Below are 15,050 nucleotides of genomic sequence, written 5' to 3' on the forward strand. Positions count from 1 at the left end.
GGAATACCGACCGTGTTTGCCGAGCCGTATTTCGGTTACCTGACGTAGTGAAAGGCCGTCAGTAACCGACGGAAGGCAAGGACATGATCCTCGTTACGATGCTCATCCTCGTCGCGGTTCTCGCACCCCTGACCGTGCTCGCGCTCGCTCCCAAGGCGCCCGCGCGACGCAACCCCCTTCCCCGTGGCCGGTTCGCCCGTCGGCGTCTGCCCGTCGTGCCCCCGCAGCCCGGCGGCCGCCGGCACGCCCGCTGACGCCCTGACCTCGTAGGGCCAAGGGGATTCCCGTGGGCCGGGACGCACGATCTGCCGGACAACCACTGGTTGGTGGCTGGATCGTGCGGTCTCGGACACTCGCTCCCGGCATGAGCTGATACCTTCCGCGAGTTGATCTTGCTGGCCGTCGGACGTGGCGGCCGGGTAACCGCGAACAAGGAATCCCGCATTGGCTCGTCATCCGCGCAAGCGCCGGTCCGCTCTCGTCCTGCGCACCGCTGTCCCGACCCTGGTGGCCCTGCTGCTGCCGGTGGCCCCCGCATCGGCGGACACGGGGGCCGCGTCGGGCACCCCGCATCTGGACGCCGTCGAGCAGACGCTCCGTCAGGTCTCGCCGGGCCTCGAAGGGCGGGTGTGGGAACGCACCGCGGGGAACACCCTCGACGCCTCCACGCCCGGCGGCGCCGACTGGCTGCTCCAGACTCCTGGGTGCTGGGGTGACGCCACCTGCGCCGACCGGCCCGGGACCCGGCGCCTCCTCGCCAAGATGACGGAGAACATCTCCCGAGCCACCGAAAGCGTCGACATATCAACCCTGGCGCCGTTCCCCAACGGGGCCTTCCAGGACGCCGTGGTGAGCGGCCTCAAGGCTTCCGTCGCGTCCGGCCACCAGCCCAAGGTGCGCATCCTGGTGGGCGCCGCACCGATCTACCATCTCAACGTCGTGCCGTCGAAGTACCGCGACGAACTCGTCGAGAAGCTGGGCAAGGACGCCGCGAAGGTCACCTTGAACGTCGCCTCGATGACGACCTCGAAGACCGCGTTCTCCTGGAACCACTCCAAACTCCTCGTGGTCGACGGCCGTTCGGCCATCACCGGCGGCATCAACGGCTGGAAGGACGACTACCTCGACACCACCCACCCGGTCAGCGATGTCGACCTGGCCCTGAGCGGTCCGGCCGCCGCCTCGGCCGGCAAGTACCTGAACGAGCTGTGGTCCTGGACCTGCCGGAACAAGAACAACATCGCCAGTGTCTGGTTCGCCTCCTCCCACGGCGCAGGCTGCATGCCGACCCTGGAACCGGTGGCCTCGGCCGAGGCGCCCCGGGGCGATGTGCCGGTGATCGCCGTCGGCGGGCTCGGCGTCGGCATCCAACGTGACGATCCGGCCTCGCGGTTCCGCCCCACGCTGCCCACCGCGCCGGACACGAAGTGTGTCGTCGCACTGCACGACAACACCAACGCCGACCGCGACTACGACACGGTCAACCCGGAGGAGAGCGCACTGCGGACGCTGATCTCCAGCGCGGACCGGCACATCGAGATCTCCCAGCAGGACCTCAACGCGACCTGCCCGCCGCTGCCGCGGTACGACATCCGCGTGTACGACGCGCTCGCCGCCAAGATGGCCGCCGGTGTCAAGGTCCGCATCGTCGTGAGCGACCCCGCCAACCGCGGTGCCGTCGGCAGCGGCGGATACTCGCAGATCAAGTCGCTCGCCGAGATCAGCGACACGCTCCGTGACCGGCTCGCTCTGCGCACCGGCGACCGGGCGTCGGCGCGCGCCGCGATGTGCTCGAACCTCCAGTTGGCGACGGCACGCAGTTCCACGAGCCCGAAGTGGGCGGACGGCCATCCCTACGCCCAGCACCACAAGCTGATCTCCGTGGACGGCTCCGCGTTCTACATCGGATCGAAGAACCTCTACCCGGCCTGGCTCCAGGACTTCGGGTACGTGGTGGAGAGCCCCGCGGCCGCCCAGCAGTTGGACAGCCAACTCCTCGCTCCGCAGTGGCAGTTCTCGCGCGACACCGCGACCGTCGACTACGAGCGCGGAATCTGCCAGGGCTGACCTTCTCGGGAGAGGTGGCGCAGCGGTGGCGGCCGTGATCGTCAACTCCCCTTTCGCGGTTGCCGATTGTGCAGTCGCATGTCAGGGTTCCGGTGATGTGCAGCCGTGATGTCGCGCGAGCCGGGAGGGTGGATGGCCGAGGACCGTGCCATCGACGTCGTCGTCTTCGACGTACTGGGCACCATGGTCGACGAACCGGGCGGCCTGCGGTCGGCCCTGCGGGAAGCGGTGCCCGAGGGCGACGAGCCGACCGTGACCGGCCTGGTGACTGTATGGCAGGACCACGTCGAACACGAGCAGCGATCCATCGAGAAGGGCAGCCGCCCCTACGCCAACTCCGAGACGTTGGACCGCGAGGCGGCCGAGCGGGTGGCCGACCGGGCCGGGCTCACCGACCGCGGGGCCATCGAGCGCCTGGCGACGGCAGCTCAGCGGCTCGCCCCCTGGGACGACGCCCCGGCGGGCCTCGTCCGGCTCGCGCGGCGCTTTCCGGTCCTGGGGCTCTCCAACGCCGGCCGCAGGACCCTGCTCCGGCTCAATGCCCATGCGGACCTCCGGTGGCACCTTGCCCTGTCGGCCGAGGACGCCCGCGCGTACAAGCCCGCGCCGGACGTCTACCGGCTCGCCCTCGACGCGGCGGGCTGCCCGGCGGAGCGCGTCCTGATGGTCGCCGCCCACGCCTGGGATCTGCGCGGCGCTCAGGCGGTGGGCATGCGCACCGCCCATGTGCGCCGCCCGGTCGGCGACCCTCCGCGCACCTCGGACACCTTCGACTGGCAGGTGGGCGGTCTCGCCGAGCTGGCCGCGGTGCTGACGTCGCCGTAGGCGGTCGGTAGCGGTCCGGGCAGCTGGAAAAGCACCGCCCGACCGCCCCGCCGGCGACCGCGGCCGCCGGCGGGGCGGGGCATCAGAACGCGGGCAGTGCCGGCGCGGACTGCGGAGTGATCACACTGCCGCCGCGCACGGTGGGCAGCGCCCTGATGTGACCGGCGGGCGCGGTGCTGCCGGGGGCGAACAGTTCTACCTGGCGGTCCAGCTCGTACCGGTTGTCGACGGGCGGGAACTGGGTCATCCCGGAGCACGACAGGCTGAGCGGGGTGCGGGATTCGAGGGTGAGGGTCGGCTCGTCGCGCCGCTCGACGGTGACGGTCACGACGATGACGTCGTGCTCGGCGAAGCGCGGCGGCGTGGCCGACATCAGCCGCAGATTGCTCCGGGCGTGTGTGTCGGCGTCCTTGAGCGCGATGGTGACCTTGAACTCCCGGTCCGGCGACGTTCCTTCCAGATGGAAGTCGGTGGTGCGGAGCAGCACGCTCCTGGCCGGGCTCCGCTGCGGGTCGACTTCCGTCCGCTGCTTGATGCCGCCCGCGAGATTGACCTTGATGACTTCGTCGTTCAGCTCGATGACGCTGTTGGCGCCCGTCATGTTCGACGGGATCTCGGCACCTACGGCCGGCATGTCCGGCGAGGAGTGCGCGACCGTCCGGTGCGGGGCGGCCGTGGCGGGGAAGCCGCCCGTGCCGAGTGCGGGGGCGGCGATCAGGACCGCTGTGGCCGCTGTGGCCAGACGCGCGGAGGGAGCTCGTTTCATGCCCGGTGAACGAGCGCGAGTCGCTCCGCGTATCGCCCGTCCCGGGACAAATCCGTACCGATGGGTGCGGGTGTCCGGGTCTCACCCACACTTCACATGCGGCGCCAGCGCGCCGATGCGAAGGAGAAGGCGCCGAAGAGCATCAGCCCGACCGCGACCGCGACCAACAGCCAGGGACCGGCGGGGGTGGCGGCGAAGCTGCGCAGCGTGGCATCCACGCCCTTGGCCTGCTGGGGGTCGAAGCGGACGGCGGCCACCAGCACGAAGATCCCGGCCGCGGCCCCCACCATCCCGCGTGCCACCCCACCGCCCACACCCAGTCCGGTGACGACCTGACGGGTGCCGGTGGGCGTGTTCGAGAGGTCGAGACGGCGCAGGAAGCGGCGCATCGCGGCGCGTACCGCGATCCCCACGCCGACGCCGATGAGCACACAGCCCCCGGCACCCACCAGCTGCTGTCCGTAAGGGAGTTGGAGCGCGGTGCGGGTCCAGTCGCGGGACTTCGCGTCGCCACCGCTTCCCCGGTCGCCGACGGCGAAGGAGGCCGTACCCCAGCACACGGACGCGTAGAACACGGCCCGCCCGGCGTTCATGACGCGCGCGGTGGCCTTGCCGTCGCGACCGCGTCCTCGCACCGCCACGATCCCGCGCCACACGGCCATGCAGCCGAATCCCACCGCCAGCGCCCACAGCACCGCGACACCGAAGGGCTTGCCGGCCACCTCGGCGAGCGCCCCTTCACGGTCCGCCTCGCCGCCACCGGCTCCGAACGCGATCCGGATCGCGAGCACGCCGATGAGGACGTACACGACACCGCGGGCGATGAACCCCGCACGGCCCGCGGCGCTGACCGTCTCCTGCTGTGTGAGGTGCTTGCGGCCAAGGCCGCCGCGGTTCCTCTGTATGTGTGACGATGCCACGCTTCCCCCCACCTTTCCTGACGCCGGACGCGGCACGCGTCCCTGGTCGCCGGGTGCCCCGAAGGCGTCCACCCCATGCGCCGGGCCGGTCCCTCGCTTCAGGTGCGAGGAACCGGCCCGGCGGCAGGTGTGGGGCGATCACCCCCGGTGGTCAGGCCTTCGACTGCATGTCCCGGCGGGCCGGGTTGCCCTGCTGCTCGGCCTTGGGGTCCTTCTCGCCGGCCTTGGCGCGCACCCCTCGCTCGATCCGCTCACCGATCGACTTGTCGATGTTGGACCAGTACTCGAAGGCACGCCGAAGGACCGGCTCGGTGACTCCGTTGAGGAGATGGCCCACGACGTTGTCCACGAGCCGGTCGCGGGCCGCGTCGTCGAGGACCTCGCGCACCATCGTGCCCGCCTGGCCCCAGTCGTCGTCCTCGGCGTGGTCCACATAGGCCGCGCGCGTGATCTCCCCGTCGGCCGTCCAGCTCGGCGGGCTGCCGTACCGCTCGGTGTCGGCGGCCGGTCCGCCCTTCGAGTTCGGGGCGTACACGGGGTCGGAGGTCTTGCGATACGCCATCGCCCCGTCCTTCGAGTACGTGTTGACCGGGGCGATCGGCGCATTGACGGGCAGCTGCTGGTAGTTGCCGCCGATGCGGTGGCGGTGCGCGTCCGCGTACGAGAAGAGCCGGCCGAGCAGCATCCGGTCCGGGCTCGGGCCGATGCCGGGGACCAGGTTGTTCGGCTGGAACGCCGCCTGCTCGATCTCGGCGTGGTTGTCGGTCGGGTTGCGGTCCAGGGTCATCCGGCCGACCTCGATCAGCGGATAGTCGCCGTGCGGCCAGACCTTGGTCAGGTCGAACGGGTTGAACCGGTAGTTCGGCGCGTCCTCGTACGGCATCACCTGCACATGCAGGGTCCAGCTCGGGTACTCGCCGTCCCGGATGTGCTCGAAGAGGTCCCGGGTGTGGTAGTCCGTGTCGGCGGAGGCCATTTGGTCGGCCTCGTCCTGGGTGAAGAACTCGATGCCCTGGTCGGTCTTGAAGTGGTACTTCACCCAGAAGCGCTCACCCTGGGCATTGATCCACATGTAGGTGTGCGAGGTGTAGCCGTTCATGTGGCGCCAGGTGCGCGGGATACCGCGGTCACCCATCAGCCAGGTGACCTGGTGGGCCGACTCCGGCGAGAGCGTCCAGAAGTCCCACTGCATGTCGTGGTCGCGCAGGTTGTTGTCCGCGCGGCGCTTCTGGGACCGGATGAAGTGCTGGAACTTCATCGGATCCTTGACGAAGAACACGGGGGTGTTGTTGCCCACCATGTCGTAGTTGCCCTCGCTGGTGTAGAACTTCAGCGCGAAGCCGCGGGGGTCCCGCCAGGTGTCCGGGCTGCCGCGCTCGCCCGCGACGGTCGAGAACCGGGCGACGAGGTCGGTCCTGGTGCCGGGCTGGAACAGCGCGGCCTTGGTGTAGCCGCTGACGTCGTTGGTGACCTCGAAGTGGCCGAAGGCACCGCTTCCCTTGGCGTGGGGCTGGCGCTCGGGGATCCGCTCCCGGTTGAACTGTGCCATCTGCTCGATCAGGTACGAGTCCTGGAGCAGGATCGGTCCGCCCGGGCCGACGGTGAGGGAATGTTCGTCGCTCTCCACCGGGGCGCCGGAATCGGCGGTGGTCGGCTGGCGTGGCGTGTCTGTCATCGGTCTGCCCTCCGTCATTGCGGTGCGCGATGCAACGTACTCAGGCCGTGATCACGAAATGGAAACCGCGGCAGTACGCGTGTAGCCGTCTCCGGGGGTCGGCAAACCCGCGCATACCAGTCAGGTGGATCAGAATGCCGACGGGGATCGGCTCCGGGGGACTCCGGCCGGTTCCGGGAAAGACCCCGAACGGCGTACCTGGCCGGGGCCGGCCGGGCAGTGGATACCAAAGTCGCGGGCCGCCAGACCAAAGGTCGATCCATCGAGGGGCGCGGCCCGCCGAGGATGAGGCCATGGACCTTCAGGAGAGCCCCCACGACCCCACGTCCGTCCGGCCCGTCGCCCGGGCCACCTACATCGGAGCCACCGCCGACGAGCTGCGCCGCAAGACCGGCGCCGACAAGATCGCCGCCGGTGTCTCGCAGAAGGCGCTGTTCCGGCGCCGCGGCTCCATCGCCCTGCACGAGGACCGCCTCGTGCTCGGTGGCTGGAACGACGCCGGCGACCTGGTGCTGGCCGGCGCCGACATCGCCTCGGCGCGGACCCGCTTCACCGAGCTGTACGGGCGCTTCATCGGCGGCCTGCTCAACGCGGGCAAGCCCCTGATCCTGGAGACCAGGACGGCCGTGGGGGAGATCTACCTCCTCATCGACCGCAAGGAGTTCATGGAGACCACCGACGACCGGGCCTGGGAGCGCCGGATCAACGCGTGGCTCGGCGACGCCTGACCACCCCGGCCGGTGCCAAATCGCCTCAACACCCGCCACTGCCAGCGGATTTGACGTCAGATGTCGAGGAAGCGGACATCCCGCGCGTTGCGCTGGATGAAGGAGCGCCGCGCTTCGACGTCCTCGCCCATCAGCACCGAGAACAGGTCGTCGGCCAGCGCGGCGTCGTCGAGCGTGACCTGGCCGAGGACCCGGTGCTCGATGTCCATCGTGGTGACGCGCAGCTCCTCGGCGTTCATCTCGCCCAAGCCCTTGAAGCGCTGGATCGAGTCCTCCCGGACCCGCTTCCCGGCCTCGCGACCCGCCGCCACCAGTGCGTCGCGCTCGCGGTCCGAGTACGCGTACTCGATGTCGTCCCGAGCCCACTTGATCTTGTAGAGCGGGGGACGCGACAGATAGACGTAACCGCCTTCGATCAGGGGCCGCATGAAGCGGAAGAGGAAGGTGAGGAGCAGGGTGCTGATGTGCTGGCCGTCGACGTCGGCGTCCGCCATCAGGATGATCTTGTGATAGCGGAGCTTCTCGATGTCGAAGTCCTCGTGGACCCCGGTCCCGAAGCCCGCGATCAGCGCCTGGATCTCGGTGTTCTGAAGGATCTTGTCGAGCCGGGCCTTCTCGACATTCAGGATCTTGCCCCGGATCGGCAGGATCGCCTGGAATTCGGGGTCGCGCCCGGACTTCGCGCTGCCGCCTGCGGAGTCGCCCTCGACGATGAAGATCTCGCACTTCGCCGGGTCGTTGGACTGGCAGTCCGACAGCTTGCCGGGCATCGCGGCCGATTCGAGGAGACCCTTGCGGCGGGTCAGATCCCGCGCCTTGCGTGCGGCGACGCGCGCGGTGGCGGACGCGACCGCCTTGCGCACGATGTCGGCGGCTTCGTTCGGGTGGCGGTCGAACCAGTCCGACAGGTGCTCGTGCACCACCCGCTGCACGAACGTCTTCGCCTCGGTGTTGCCGAGCTTGGTCTTGGTCTGGCCCTCGAACTGCGGCTCGCCCAGCTTGACGGAGACGATCGCCGTCAGGCCCTCGCGGATGTCCTCGCCGGTGAGGTTGCCGTCCTTCTCGCGCAGCAGGCGCCGTTCGCGGGCATAGCGGTTGACGAGGGTGGTCAGGGCGGTGCGGAAGCCCTCCTCGTGGGTACCGCCCTCATGGGTGTGGATGGCGTTGGCATAGGAGTACACGCTCTCCGTGTACTGGGTGTTCCACTGCATCGCGACCTCGACGGACAGCAGGCGCCCGGTGTCCGCTGCCGCGATGCCGATGACGGTCGGATGCACGGGCTCGCGCTTGCGGGCGTTGAGGTGGCGCACGAAGTCGACGATGCCGCCGTCGTACCGGTAGGCGACGCTCCTGGCGGCCTGCTCCCGTGGGAGGTGCGATCCGGCCTCGCCCGCGCCGGCCGTCTCCCGCGCCGCCGTCCGTTCGTCGGCCAGCGTCAGTGTCAGGCCCTTGTTGAGGAAAGCCATCTCCTGGAAGCGCCGGGACAGCGTCTCGAAGGCGTAGTCGGTGGTGTCGAAGACGTCGGGGTCGGCCCAGAACGTGATGGACGTACCCGTGCGCGAGGTCTCCTCGTGCCGGACCAGCGGCCCGGTGGGCACCCCCTGCGTATAGGACTGGGTCCACCGGTGGCCGTCCGCACGCACCTCGGCCGTCAGCCGTGACGAGAGCGCGTTGACCACCGACAGGCCCACGCCGTGGAGCCCCCCGGAGACGGCGTACCCGCCGCCGCCGAACTTGCCGCCCGCGTGCAGCACGGTCAGGACGAGCTCGATGGCCGGGCGGCCCGTTCCGGGGTGGATGCCGACGGGAATGCCACGGCCGTTGTCCACGACCCGCACTCCGCCGTCGGCCAGGATCGTCACGTCGATCCGGTCGGCGACCCCGGCCATCGCCTCGTCGACGGAGTTGTCCACGATCTCCTGCACCATGTGGTGCAGACCCCGCTCACCGGTCGAGCCGATGTACATGCCCGGCCGCTTGCGGACGGCGTCAAGACCCTCCAGAACGGTGATCGCGTTCGCGTCGTAGGAACCGGGGGACGCCCCGCCCCCGGCCGACATGGCGGTGGCGGCGCCGGCGGTAGCGGTGGTGGTCGGAACTCCGGAGTCGGTCAAGGCGAGGCTCCCTTTCGGGCACGACGAACCACGTTGCCGCGCATGCGCACGGCAGCGGTGGGTCACTGACGGATTGGAGAAGCCCGGGCAGGCGCAAGTACGCCCTCAGGGCTGTGACTTCGAGCGTTCCGGACGCCCGAAGGTGATGTTCACTTTACCGGTCGAGCGAACCGGAGATGGGGCACCAAGGCCCCTGTGTGGCCACTGGAGGCCCTGACGCCCATCCCGGTTAACCCCTCCACGTGGAACCGGCCTTCTCGGCCTCAGTGGCCGCATGCAGCCTTCTGGGGGCATCTGGGGGACGGGCTCAGAAGGGTAATTCCAGCGTCACACACCGTCTGCCAACGGCGACCAATCCGCAGGGCCCGCGGGACCGAATCACTGACAGACGGGGGCCGGACGGTCGGCCCTGCCGTCGTGGTCGGTACGAGGAGGCGCGCGGAGATGGAGCGGCGACAGATAGCCGTGGTGGGCAGTGGGGTGGCCGGTCTGACCGCGGCCCATGTGCTGCAACGGGCCTGTGACGTGACGCTGTACGAGGCGGACGACAGGGTGGGCGGGCATGCCCACACACACGAGCTGCCCCAGGGCCCGGGGAGGATGGTGCGGGTCGACAGCGGGTTCATCGTCCACAACGAACGCACCTACCCCCTGCTGCTGCGGCTGTTCCGGGAACTCGGGGTGTCCACCCAGGACTCGGAGATGAGCATGTCCGTGCGGTGCGACGGCTGCGGACTCCAGTACGCCGGGGCTCGCGGGCCCGCAGGCCTCTTCGCCCGGCCGAGCAGTGTCGTACGGGGTCGCTATCTGCGGATGCTCGCCCAGGTGCCGGCTTTCCACCGGGCCGCGCGCGCCGCACTCGCCGCGGACCGGGAGGGCGAGCTGACCCTCGGGGAGTTCCTGGCCGAGGGCGGCTTTACGCCCTACTTCGTCCACCACTTCGTGACCCCGCTGGTGTCCGCGGTGTGGTCGTGCGGCCCCGAGATCGCCATGGGCTACCCGGCCACGTATCTCTTCCGGTTCCTTGAGAACCACGGGATGCTGTCGGTTCGTGGCGCGCCCAAGTGGCGGACGGTGACCGGTGGTTCGGTCGAGTACGTCAGCAGGGTCGTCAAGCAGCTGACCGCCGTCCACACCGCGACCGAGGTGCGGGAGGTGCGACGGGAGCCGGGCCGGGCCCGGGTGGTCACCGACGACGGGGAGCACGCCTACGACGCCGTGGTCATCGCCGTCCACCCCGACCAGGCGCTCCGGCTCCTGGCCGACGCCACCCCGGACGAGTCCCGTGTACTGGGTGCGTTCCGGTACTCGCGCAACCACACCGTGCTGCACACCGACACCACTGTGCTGCCCACGGCCCGCCGGGCCAGGGCCTCCTGGAACTACCGGATGCCTTCCTGCCGAACAACGGCGGACAAGGTGCAGGTCAGCTATGACATGAGCCGGTTGCAGCACCTTGAGGGACCGCGGCCCTACATCGTCAGTCTCAACGCGGAGGGCCGCATCGACGCCGGCCAGGTGCTGCGCCGCATGACGTACGAACACCCCGTCTACACAAGGGAGTCGGTGGCCGCGCAGAGCCACCTGCCGCGGCTGAACACATCCGTGACCGTCTACGCGGGCGCCTACCACGGCTGGGGCTTCCACGAGGACGGCTGCCGGTCCGGGGTCCGGGCCGCCGCCGCGCTGGGGGTGCCCTGGTGACCGCACCGACCCTGGATCCGACGGTGGACCGGGCACGCACCCCGGTGGCGCCCGCGCTCTACGAATGCGTCGTCTCCCACGCGCGGACCGTCCCGCTGCGGCACTCCTTCCGACACCGCACCTACATGTGGCTGGTCGACCTGGACGAGCTGCCCGTGCTGCCGCGCCCGCTGCGCCCGCTGGCCCGTTTCGACCCCCGCGACCACTTCGCCGGCACGGAACCCTCGCTGCGCGCCGGCCTCGACCGCTTCCTGGCCGCGCACGGCACGCACCTGGACGGTGGCCGCGTCCTCATGCTCGGGCACGCACGCGTGCTGGGGCATGTGTTCAACCCCCTCACGCTGTACTGGTGTTACGGCCCGGACGGCGACCTCAGGACCGTAGTGGCCGAGGTCCACAACACGTACGGCGAACGCCACTGCTATCTGCTGCGCACCGACGAGCGGGGCGCCGCTTCGGTGGCCAAGGAGTTCTACGTCTCGCCGTTCTTCCCCGTCGACGGCTCCTACCGGATGCGGCTGCCCGAACCGGCCGCGAGGCTTGAACTGAGCGTGCAACTGCGACGCGGCGGCGAGCGTCCGTTCACCGCGACCGTGCGCGGCGTACGCACCAGGGCCACGCCCGGGCGGCTGCTGGCCGCCGCGCTGCGGCACCCGTGGTCGACGGCTGCCGTCTCGATCGGCATCCGCCGACACGGCCTGCGGCTGTTCCTGCGCAGGCTGCCCGTCCAACCCCGACCCCGCCACTGTCTCCAGGAGGGCATGAAGTGAAGGCCGCTGTCTCGTACCCCGACGACCGGAGCACCACCGCCGCACCGCGGGTGCGCGTGGACGCGTCCCGGTGGCCCGACGTGGCCAGGGTGCCCCGCAGCTCGCCGGTGCGCGCACGGGTGGCCGAGCGGATCGTGCGGCGGGCGCTCGGCCGGCTGCCGTTGCGGGTGGAGCTGGGCGCCGCCCCGCACACCGGCGACCAGGGCCCGCTCGTCACGGTCCACGACCCGCAGGCCTTCTTCCGCCGCCTCGGCACGGACGGGCTGATCGGGTTCGGCGAGTCGTACATGGCGGGGGAGTGGGACACCGACGACCTGGTCGGTGTCCTCACGGTGCTTGCCGCCAACGTCGCCTCGCTCGTGCCGCGTCCGTTGCAGAGCCTGCGCGGGCTCTGGGCGCGGCGCCACCCGGCCCCGCAGCGCAACACCCTGCACGGGGCGCGGGCCAACATCAGCCGGCACTACGACCTGTCCAACGATCTGTTCGCCCTGTTCCTCGACGAGACCATGACCTACTCCGCGGCCGTCTTCCGCGGCTTCCCGGCCCAGTGGCCGAAGCTGGCCGACGCACAGCACCGCAAGATCGACCGCCTGCTCGACCTGGCCCAAGTCACCGAAGGCACAAGGCTGTTGGAGGTGGGCACCGGCTGGGGAGAGCTCGCCCTGCGGGCGGCCGCCCGGGGCGCCCAGGTGAAAACCGTGACCCTCTCCCAAGAGCAGCGCGCCTATGCGATCCAGCGCATCGAAGCGGCCGGCCATGCGGACCGCGTCAGTGTCGAGCTGTGCGACTACCGGCAGGTGACGGGAGACTTCGACGCCATCGTCAGCGTCGAGATGATCGAAGCCGTCGGCGAGGAGTACTGGCCCGTCTACTTCGACACCCTGTCCGGCCGGCTGGCCCCGGGCGGGCGGATCGTGCTGCAAGCCATCACCATGCCCCACGAGCGCATGCTGGCCACCCGTGACACCCATACCTGGATCCACAAGTACATCTTCCCCGGCGGCCTGATCCCCTCCGTCGAAGCCATGGACCAGGCAGCCCGAGCGGCGGGCCTCGCGACGGTGTACGACGACGCGTACGGACCGCACTACGCCGAGACCCTGCGGCTGTGGCGCGAGCGGTTCGCGGAGCAGGGCGAACAGGTCGCCGCGCTCGGCTTCGACGCCACCTTCACCAGGATGTGGGAGTTCTACCTCGCCTACTCCGAGGCCGGTTTCCGGGCCCGCTACCTGGACGTCCACCAGCTGGTGCTCACGAAGGCGGGTGCCCGATGAAGCCGCTCGCGCCGCGCCTGGCCGAGGCCGTCGAGGGATACCTGGGAGCCATGCCGCTACGGCTGCGGGCCTGGGACGGCAGCGAAGCCGGGCCCGCCGAGGCGCCGACGGTGGTGCTGCGCTCACCACGCGCCCTGCGCCGTCTGCTCTGGCAGCCCGGTGAACTGGGCCTGGCCCAGGCCTACATCGCGGGCGACCTCGACATCGAGGGCGACCTCACCGCCGGACTCGGCGCCGTGTGGCGCGCGGTCCGCGAGCGCGGGCCCGGCCCCGGCCCCGGCCGTCAGCTGCCGCACCGGCACCTGACCGCCGCCCTCGCCGCACTCCGGTGCGGCGCCGTCGGCCCGCGCCCGCCCGCCCCCGGCGCCCGCCAGGCCCGCCTGCGCGGCCGACCGCACTCCACCGACCGGGACCGTGCGGCGATCAGCCACCACTACGACCTGTCCAACGAGTGGTACGCGCTGCTCATGGACGACTCCATGGCGTACTCCTGCGCCTACTGGACCCGCCCCGACGACCCGCACTACGGACTGGCCGAGGCCCAGCGCGACAAGCTGGAACTGATCTGCCGCAAGCTGGCCCTGACCCCCGGCGCCCGCCTCCTGGACGTGGGCTGCGGCTGGGGGAGCCTGTCCCTGTACGCCGCCCAGCACTTCGGTGCCCGCGTCACCGCGGTCACCCTGTCCCGGGAACAGCGGGACTTCGTCGCCGCCCGAGTCCGGGAGCGGGGCCTCGACGACCTGGTGAAGGTGCACCTGCGGCACTACCGGGACATCGCGGGGGCCGACTACGACGCCGTCTGTGCCATCGAGATGGGCGAACATGTCGGCGCGGCGCAGTATCCCGCCTTCGCCGCGCGCCTGCACGCGCTGCTGCGCCCCGGCGGCCGACTGCTGATCCAGCAGATGTCGCGCACCGGAACCGCCCCCGGCGGCGGCGCGTTCATCGAGTCCTACATCGCCCCCGACATGCACATGCGGCCGCTGGGAGACACCGTCTCGCTGCTGGAGAACGCCGGGCTCGACGTGTGGGCCGTGGAGTCGTTGCGCGAGCACTACGTCCGTACCATCGCCGCCTGGTACGCCACCCTGGAGGCGCGCTGGGCGGAGTTCGTGGCCCTTGGCGGGCAGGAGACGGCCCGGGTCTGGCGGCTGTATCTGGCGGGGGGCGGTCTCGCGTTCGCCGAGCGCCGCATGGGCGTCGACCAGATCCTCGCCGTCCGCCCCGGCACGGACGATACGGCGAGCATGCCCGCGACCCTGTACGACTGGTACCGGCCCGAGGAGACACCGTGAACGGTTTCCCGTGGCACGCCTTCGCCGGCAACCTGGCCCTGACGGCCGTCACGGCACTCGCCGTCGTGCTCATCACCTTCGCCGTCGCCGTGGTCAAGGGGCACCACCGGATCGTCGACATCGCCTGGGGCCTCGGTTTCGCAGCGGTGGCTCTGGTCGGCTACGCGGCCTCGGCCGGCCACGGCGACGACGCGCGGCGGCTCCTGGTGACCGCGGCGACCGTCATCTGGGGGGTGCGCCTGGCCGCCCACATCGCCTGGCGCGGCCGTGGGCACGGCGAGGACCCCCGCTACGACCGCATGCTCTCCAAGGCCCCGGGCAGCCGCAATGCCTACGCCCTGCGCATGATCTACCTCTTGCAGGGCGCCCTCATCTGGCTGATCTCGCTGCCCGTCCAGGCCGCCCAGTACACGCACGGGCCGCTGGTGCTCACCGCGGTGGCCGGCGGTGTGCTGTGGGCGGCCGGCCTGGTCTTCGAGAGCGTGGGCGACTACCAGCTGGCCAGGTTCAAGGCAGACCCCGCACAGCACGGCCGGATCATGGACCGCGGCCTGTGGTCGTGGACCCGCCACCCGAACTACTTCGGCGACTTCCTCGTCTGGTGGGGCCTGTTCGCCCTGGCCTGCGGCACCTGGCAGGCGGCCGCGGTGTCCGTCCTGTCGCCGCTCGTGATGTCGTACCTGCTCACCCGGGGCAGTGGGCAGCGGCTCCTGGAGGAGCACATGAAGGACCGCCCCGGTTACGCCGCCTACGCGGCCCGCACCAGCGGCTTCGTTCCGCTGCCGCCGCGCCGCCGGCCAGGGTCGCAGGCGCCCCGCCCGTGAACGCGCCCAGCCTCTGAACGCGCCGCCCGTCCGTGAACATGCCCCGTCCCTGAACGTGCCCCGTGTCCCTGAACGTGCCCCGCCCCTG

At 70.7% G+C, this 15,050-nt stretch carries 13 protein-coding genes; 9 read left to right on the forward strand and 4 right to left on the reverse strand.

All coding sequences use genetic code 11. The annotated features are described in order from the left end of the window. Nucleotides 1–83 precede the first annotated feature (83 nt). The 3 genes from CG740_RS40220 (at nt 84) to CG740_RS04145 (ending at nt 2,892) form a co-directional block, all read left to right on the forward strand. On the forward strand, nt 84–254 hold the full coding sequence (locus tag CG740_RS40220) for a hypothetical protein (protein ID WP_167160746.1): 171 nt from the start codon (nt 84–86) through the stop codon (nt 252–254). A gap of 190 nt (nt 255–444) precedes the next feature. Next, nucleotides 445–2,067 (forward strand): phospholipase D-like domain-containing protein, encoded by a 1,623-nt coding sequence (locus CG740_RS04140; protein ID WP_234376033.1) that lies wholly within the window; start codon nt 445–447, stop codon nt 2,065–2,067. A 132-nt stretch (nt 2,068–2,199) separates the two neighbouring features. Further along, nucleotides 2,200–2,892 carry a haloacid dehalogenase type II gene (locus tag CG740_RS04145; protein ID WP_100573468.1) on the forward strand — a complete coding sequence of 231 codons (693 nt, stop codon included), beginning with the start codon at nt 2,200–2,202 and terminating at the stop codon, nt 2,890–2,892. An 82-nt stretch (nt 2,893–2,974) separates the two neighbouring features. Here CG740_RS04145 and CG740_RS04150 read toward each other — a convergent pair whose 3' ends face one another. The 3 genes from CG740_RS04150 to CG740_RS04160 form a co-directional block, all read right to left on the reverse strand. Next, the gene (locus tag CG740_RS04150; RefSeq protein ID WP_100573469.1) at nt 2,975–3,658 is read right to left on the reverse strand and encodes a hypothetical protein; all 684 of its coding nucleotides are present in this window, start codon (nt 3,656–3,658) and stop codon (nt 2,975–2,977) included. Between the two features lie 92 nt (nt 3,659–3,750). Further along, nucleotides 3,751–4,578 (reverse strand): DUF1206 domain-containing protein, encoded by an 828-nt coding sequence (locus tag CG740_RS04155; RefSeq protein ID WP_234376034.1) that lies wholly within the window; start codon nt 4,576–4,578, stop codon nt 3,751–3,753. Between the two features lie 151 nt (nt 4,579–4,729). After that, on the reverse strand, nt 4,730–6,253 hold the full coding sequence (locus CG740_RS04160) for a catalase (protein ID WP_100573470.1): 1,524 nt from the start codon (nt 6,251–6,253) through the stop codon (nt 4,730–4,732). 293 nt (nt 6,254–6,546) lie between these two features. Between CG740_RS04160 and CG740_RS04165 the strand changes: the two genes are divergently transcribed. After that, nucleotides 6,547–6,981: a hypothetical protein gene (locus tag CG740_RS04165; RefSeq protein WP_100573471.1), complete on the forward strand. Its 435-nt coding sequence runs from the start codon at nt 6,547–6,549 to the stop codon at nt 6,979–6,981. Nucleotides 6,982–7,037: 56 nt separating this feature from the next. Here CG740_RS04165 and gyrB read toward each other — a convergent pair whose 3' ends face one another. Continuing rightward, nucleotides 7,038–9,095 carry a DNA topoisomerase (ATP-hydrolyzing) subunit B gene (gyrB, locus tag CG740_RS04170; protein ID WP_442802797.1) on the reverse strand — a complete coding sequence of 686 codons (2,058 nt, stop codon included), beginning with the start codon at nt 9,093–9,095 and terminating at the stop codon, nt 7,038–7,040. Nucleotides 9,096–9,539: 444 nt separating this feature from the next. Here gyrB and CG740_RS04175 point away from each other — a divergent pair, with 444 nt between their 5' ends. From CG740_RS04175 to CG740_RS04195, 5 genes are read left to right on the forward strand one after another with little or no spacing between them, the layout of a single operon-like run. Further along, nucleotides 9,540–10,799: an NAD(P)/FAD-dependent oxidoreductase gene (locus CG740_RS04175; protein ID WP_100573472.1), complete on the forward strand. Its 1,260-nt coding sequence runs from the start codon at nt 9,540–9,542 to the stop codon at nt 10,797–10,799. Further along, entirely contained in the window at nt 10,796–11,569 is a 774-nt protein-coding gene (locus CG740_RS04180) for a DUF1365 domain-containing protein (RefSeq protein WP_234376035.1), read from the forward strand. The genes CG740_RS04175 and CG740_RS04180 overlap by 4 nt, the downstream gene beginning before the upstream one ends. After that, nucleotides 11,566–12,843, forward strand: a complete 1,278-nt coding sequence (locus CG740_RS04185) for a class I SAM-dependent methyltransferase (protein WP_199846317.1) — start codon at nt 11,566–11,568, stop codon at nt 12,841–12,843. The genes CG740_RS04180 and CG740_RS04185 overlap by 4 nt, the downstream gene beginning before the upstream one ends. Then, nucleotides 12,840–14,138, forward strand: a complete 1,299-nt coding sequence (locus CG740_RS04190) for an SAM-dependent methyltransferase (RefSeq protein WP_100573473.1) — start codon at nt 12,840–12,842, stop codon at nt 14,136–14,138. The genes CG740_RS04185 and CG740_RS04190 overlap by 4 nt, the downstream gene beginning before the upstream one ends. Then, nucleotides 14,135–14,962 (forward strand): DUF1295 domain-containing protein, encoded by an 828-nt coding sequence (locus CG740_RS04195; protein ID WP_100573474.1) that lies wholly within the window; start codon nt 14,135–14,137, stop codon nt 14,960–14,962. The genes CG740_RS04190 and CG740_RS04195 overlap by 4 nt, the downstream gene beginning before the upstream one ends. Nucleotides 14,963–15,050: the final 88 nt, after the last annotated feature.

The organism is Streptomyces sp. CB01201, assembly GCF_002803085.1.
Taxonomy (GTDB): Bacteria; Actinomycetota; Actinomycetes; order Streptomycetales; family Streptomycetaceae; genus Streptomyces; species Streptomyces hundungensis.

What these genes read in the sequence shown, in the direction of transcription:
- CG740_RS04150 (WP_100573469.1), bottom strand. Translation starts at nt 3,658, where the DNA reads ATGAAACGAGCTCCCTCCGCGCGTCTGGCCACAGCGGCCACAGCGGTC.
- CG740_RS04145 (WP_100573468.1), top strand. Translation starts at nt 2,200, where the DNA reads ATGGCCGAGGACCGTGCCATCGACGTCGTCGTCTTCGACGTACTGGGC.
- CG740_RS40220 (WP_167160746.1), top strand. Translation starts at nt 84, where the DNA reads ATGATCCTCGTTACGATGCTCATCCTCGTCGCGGTTCTCGCACCCCTG.
- CG740_RS04175 (WP_100573472.1), top strand. Translation starts at nt 9,540, where the DNA reads ATGGAGCGGCGACAGATAGCCGTGGTGGGCAGTGGGGTGGCCGGTCTG.
- CG740_RS04190 (WP_100573473.1), top strand. Translation starts at nt 12,840, where the DNA reads ATGAAGCCGCTCGCGCCGCGCCTGGCCGAGGCCGTCGAGGGATACCTG.
- CG740_RS04165 (WP_100573471.1), top strand. Translation starts at nt 6,547, where the DNA reads ATGGACCTTCAGGAGAGCCCCCACGACCCCACGTCCGTCCGGCCCGTC.
- CG740_RS04160 (WP_100573470.1), bottom strand. Translation starts at nt 6,253, where the DNA reads ATGACAGACACGCCACGCCAGCCGACCACCGCCGATTCCGGCGCCCCG.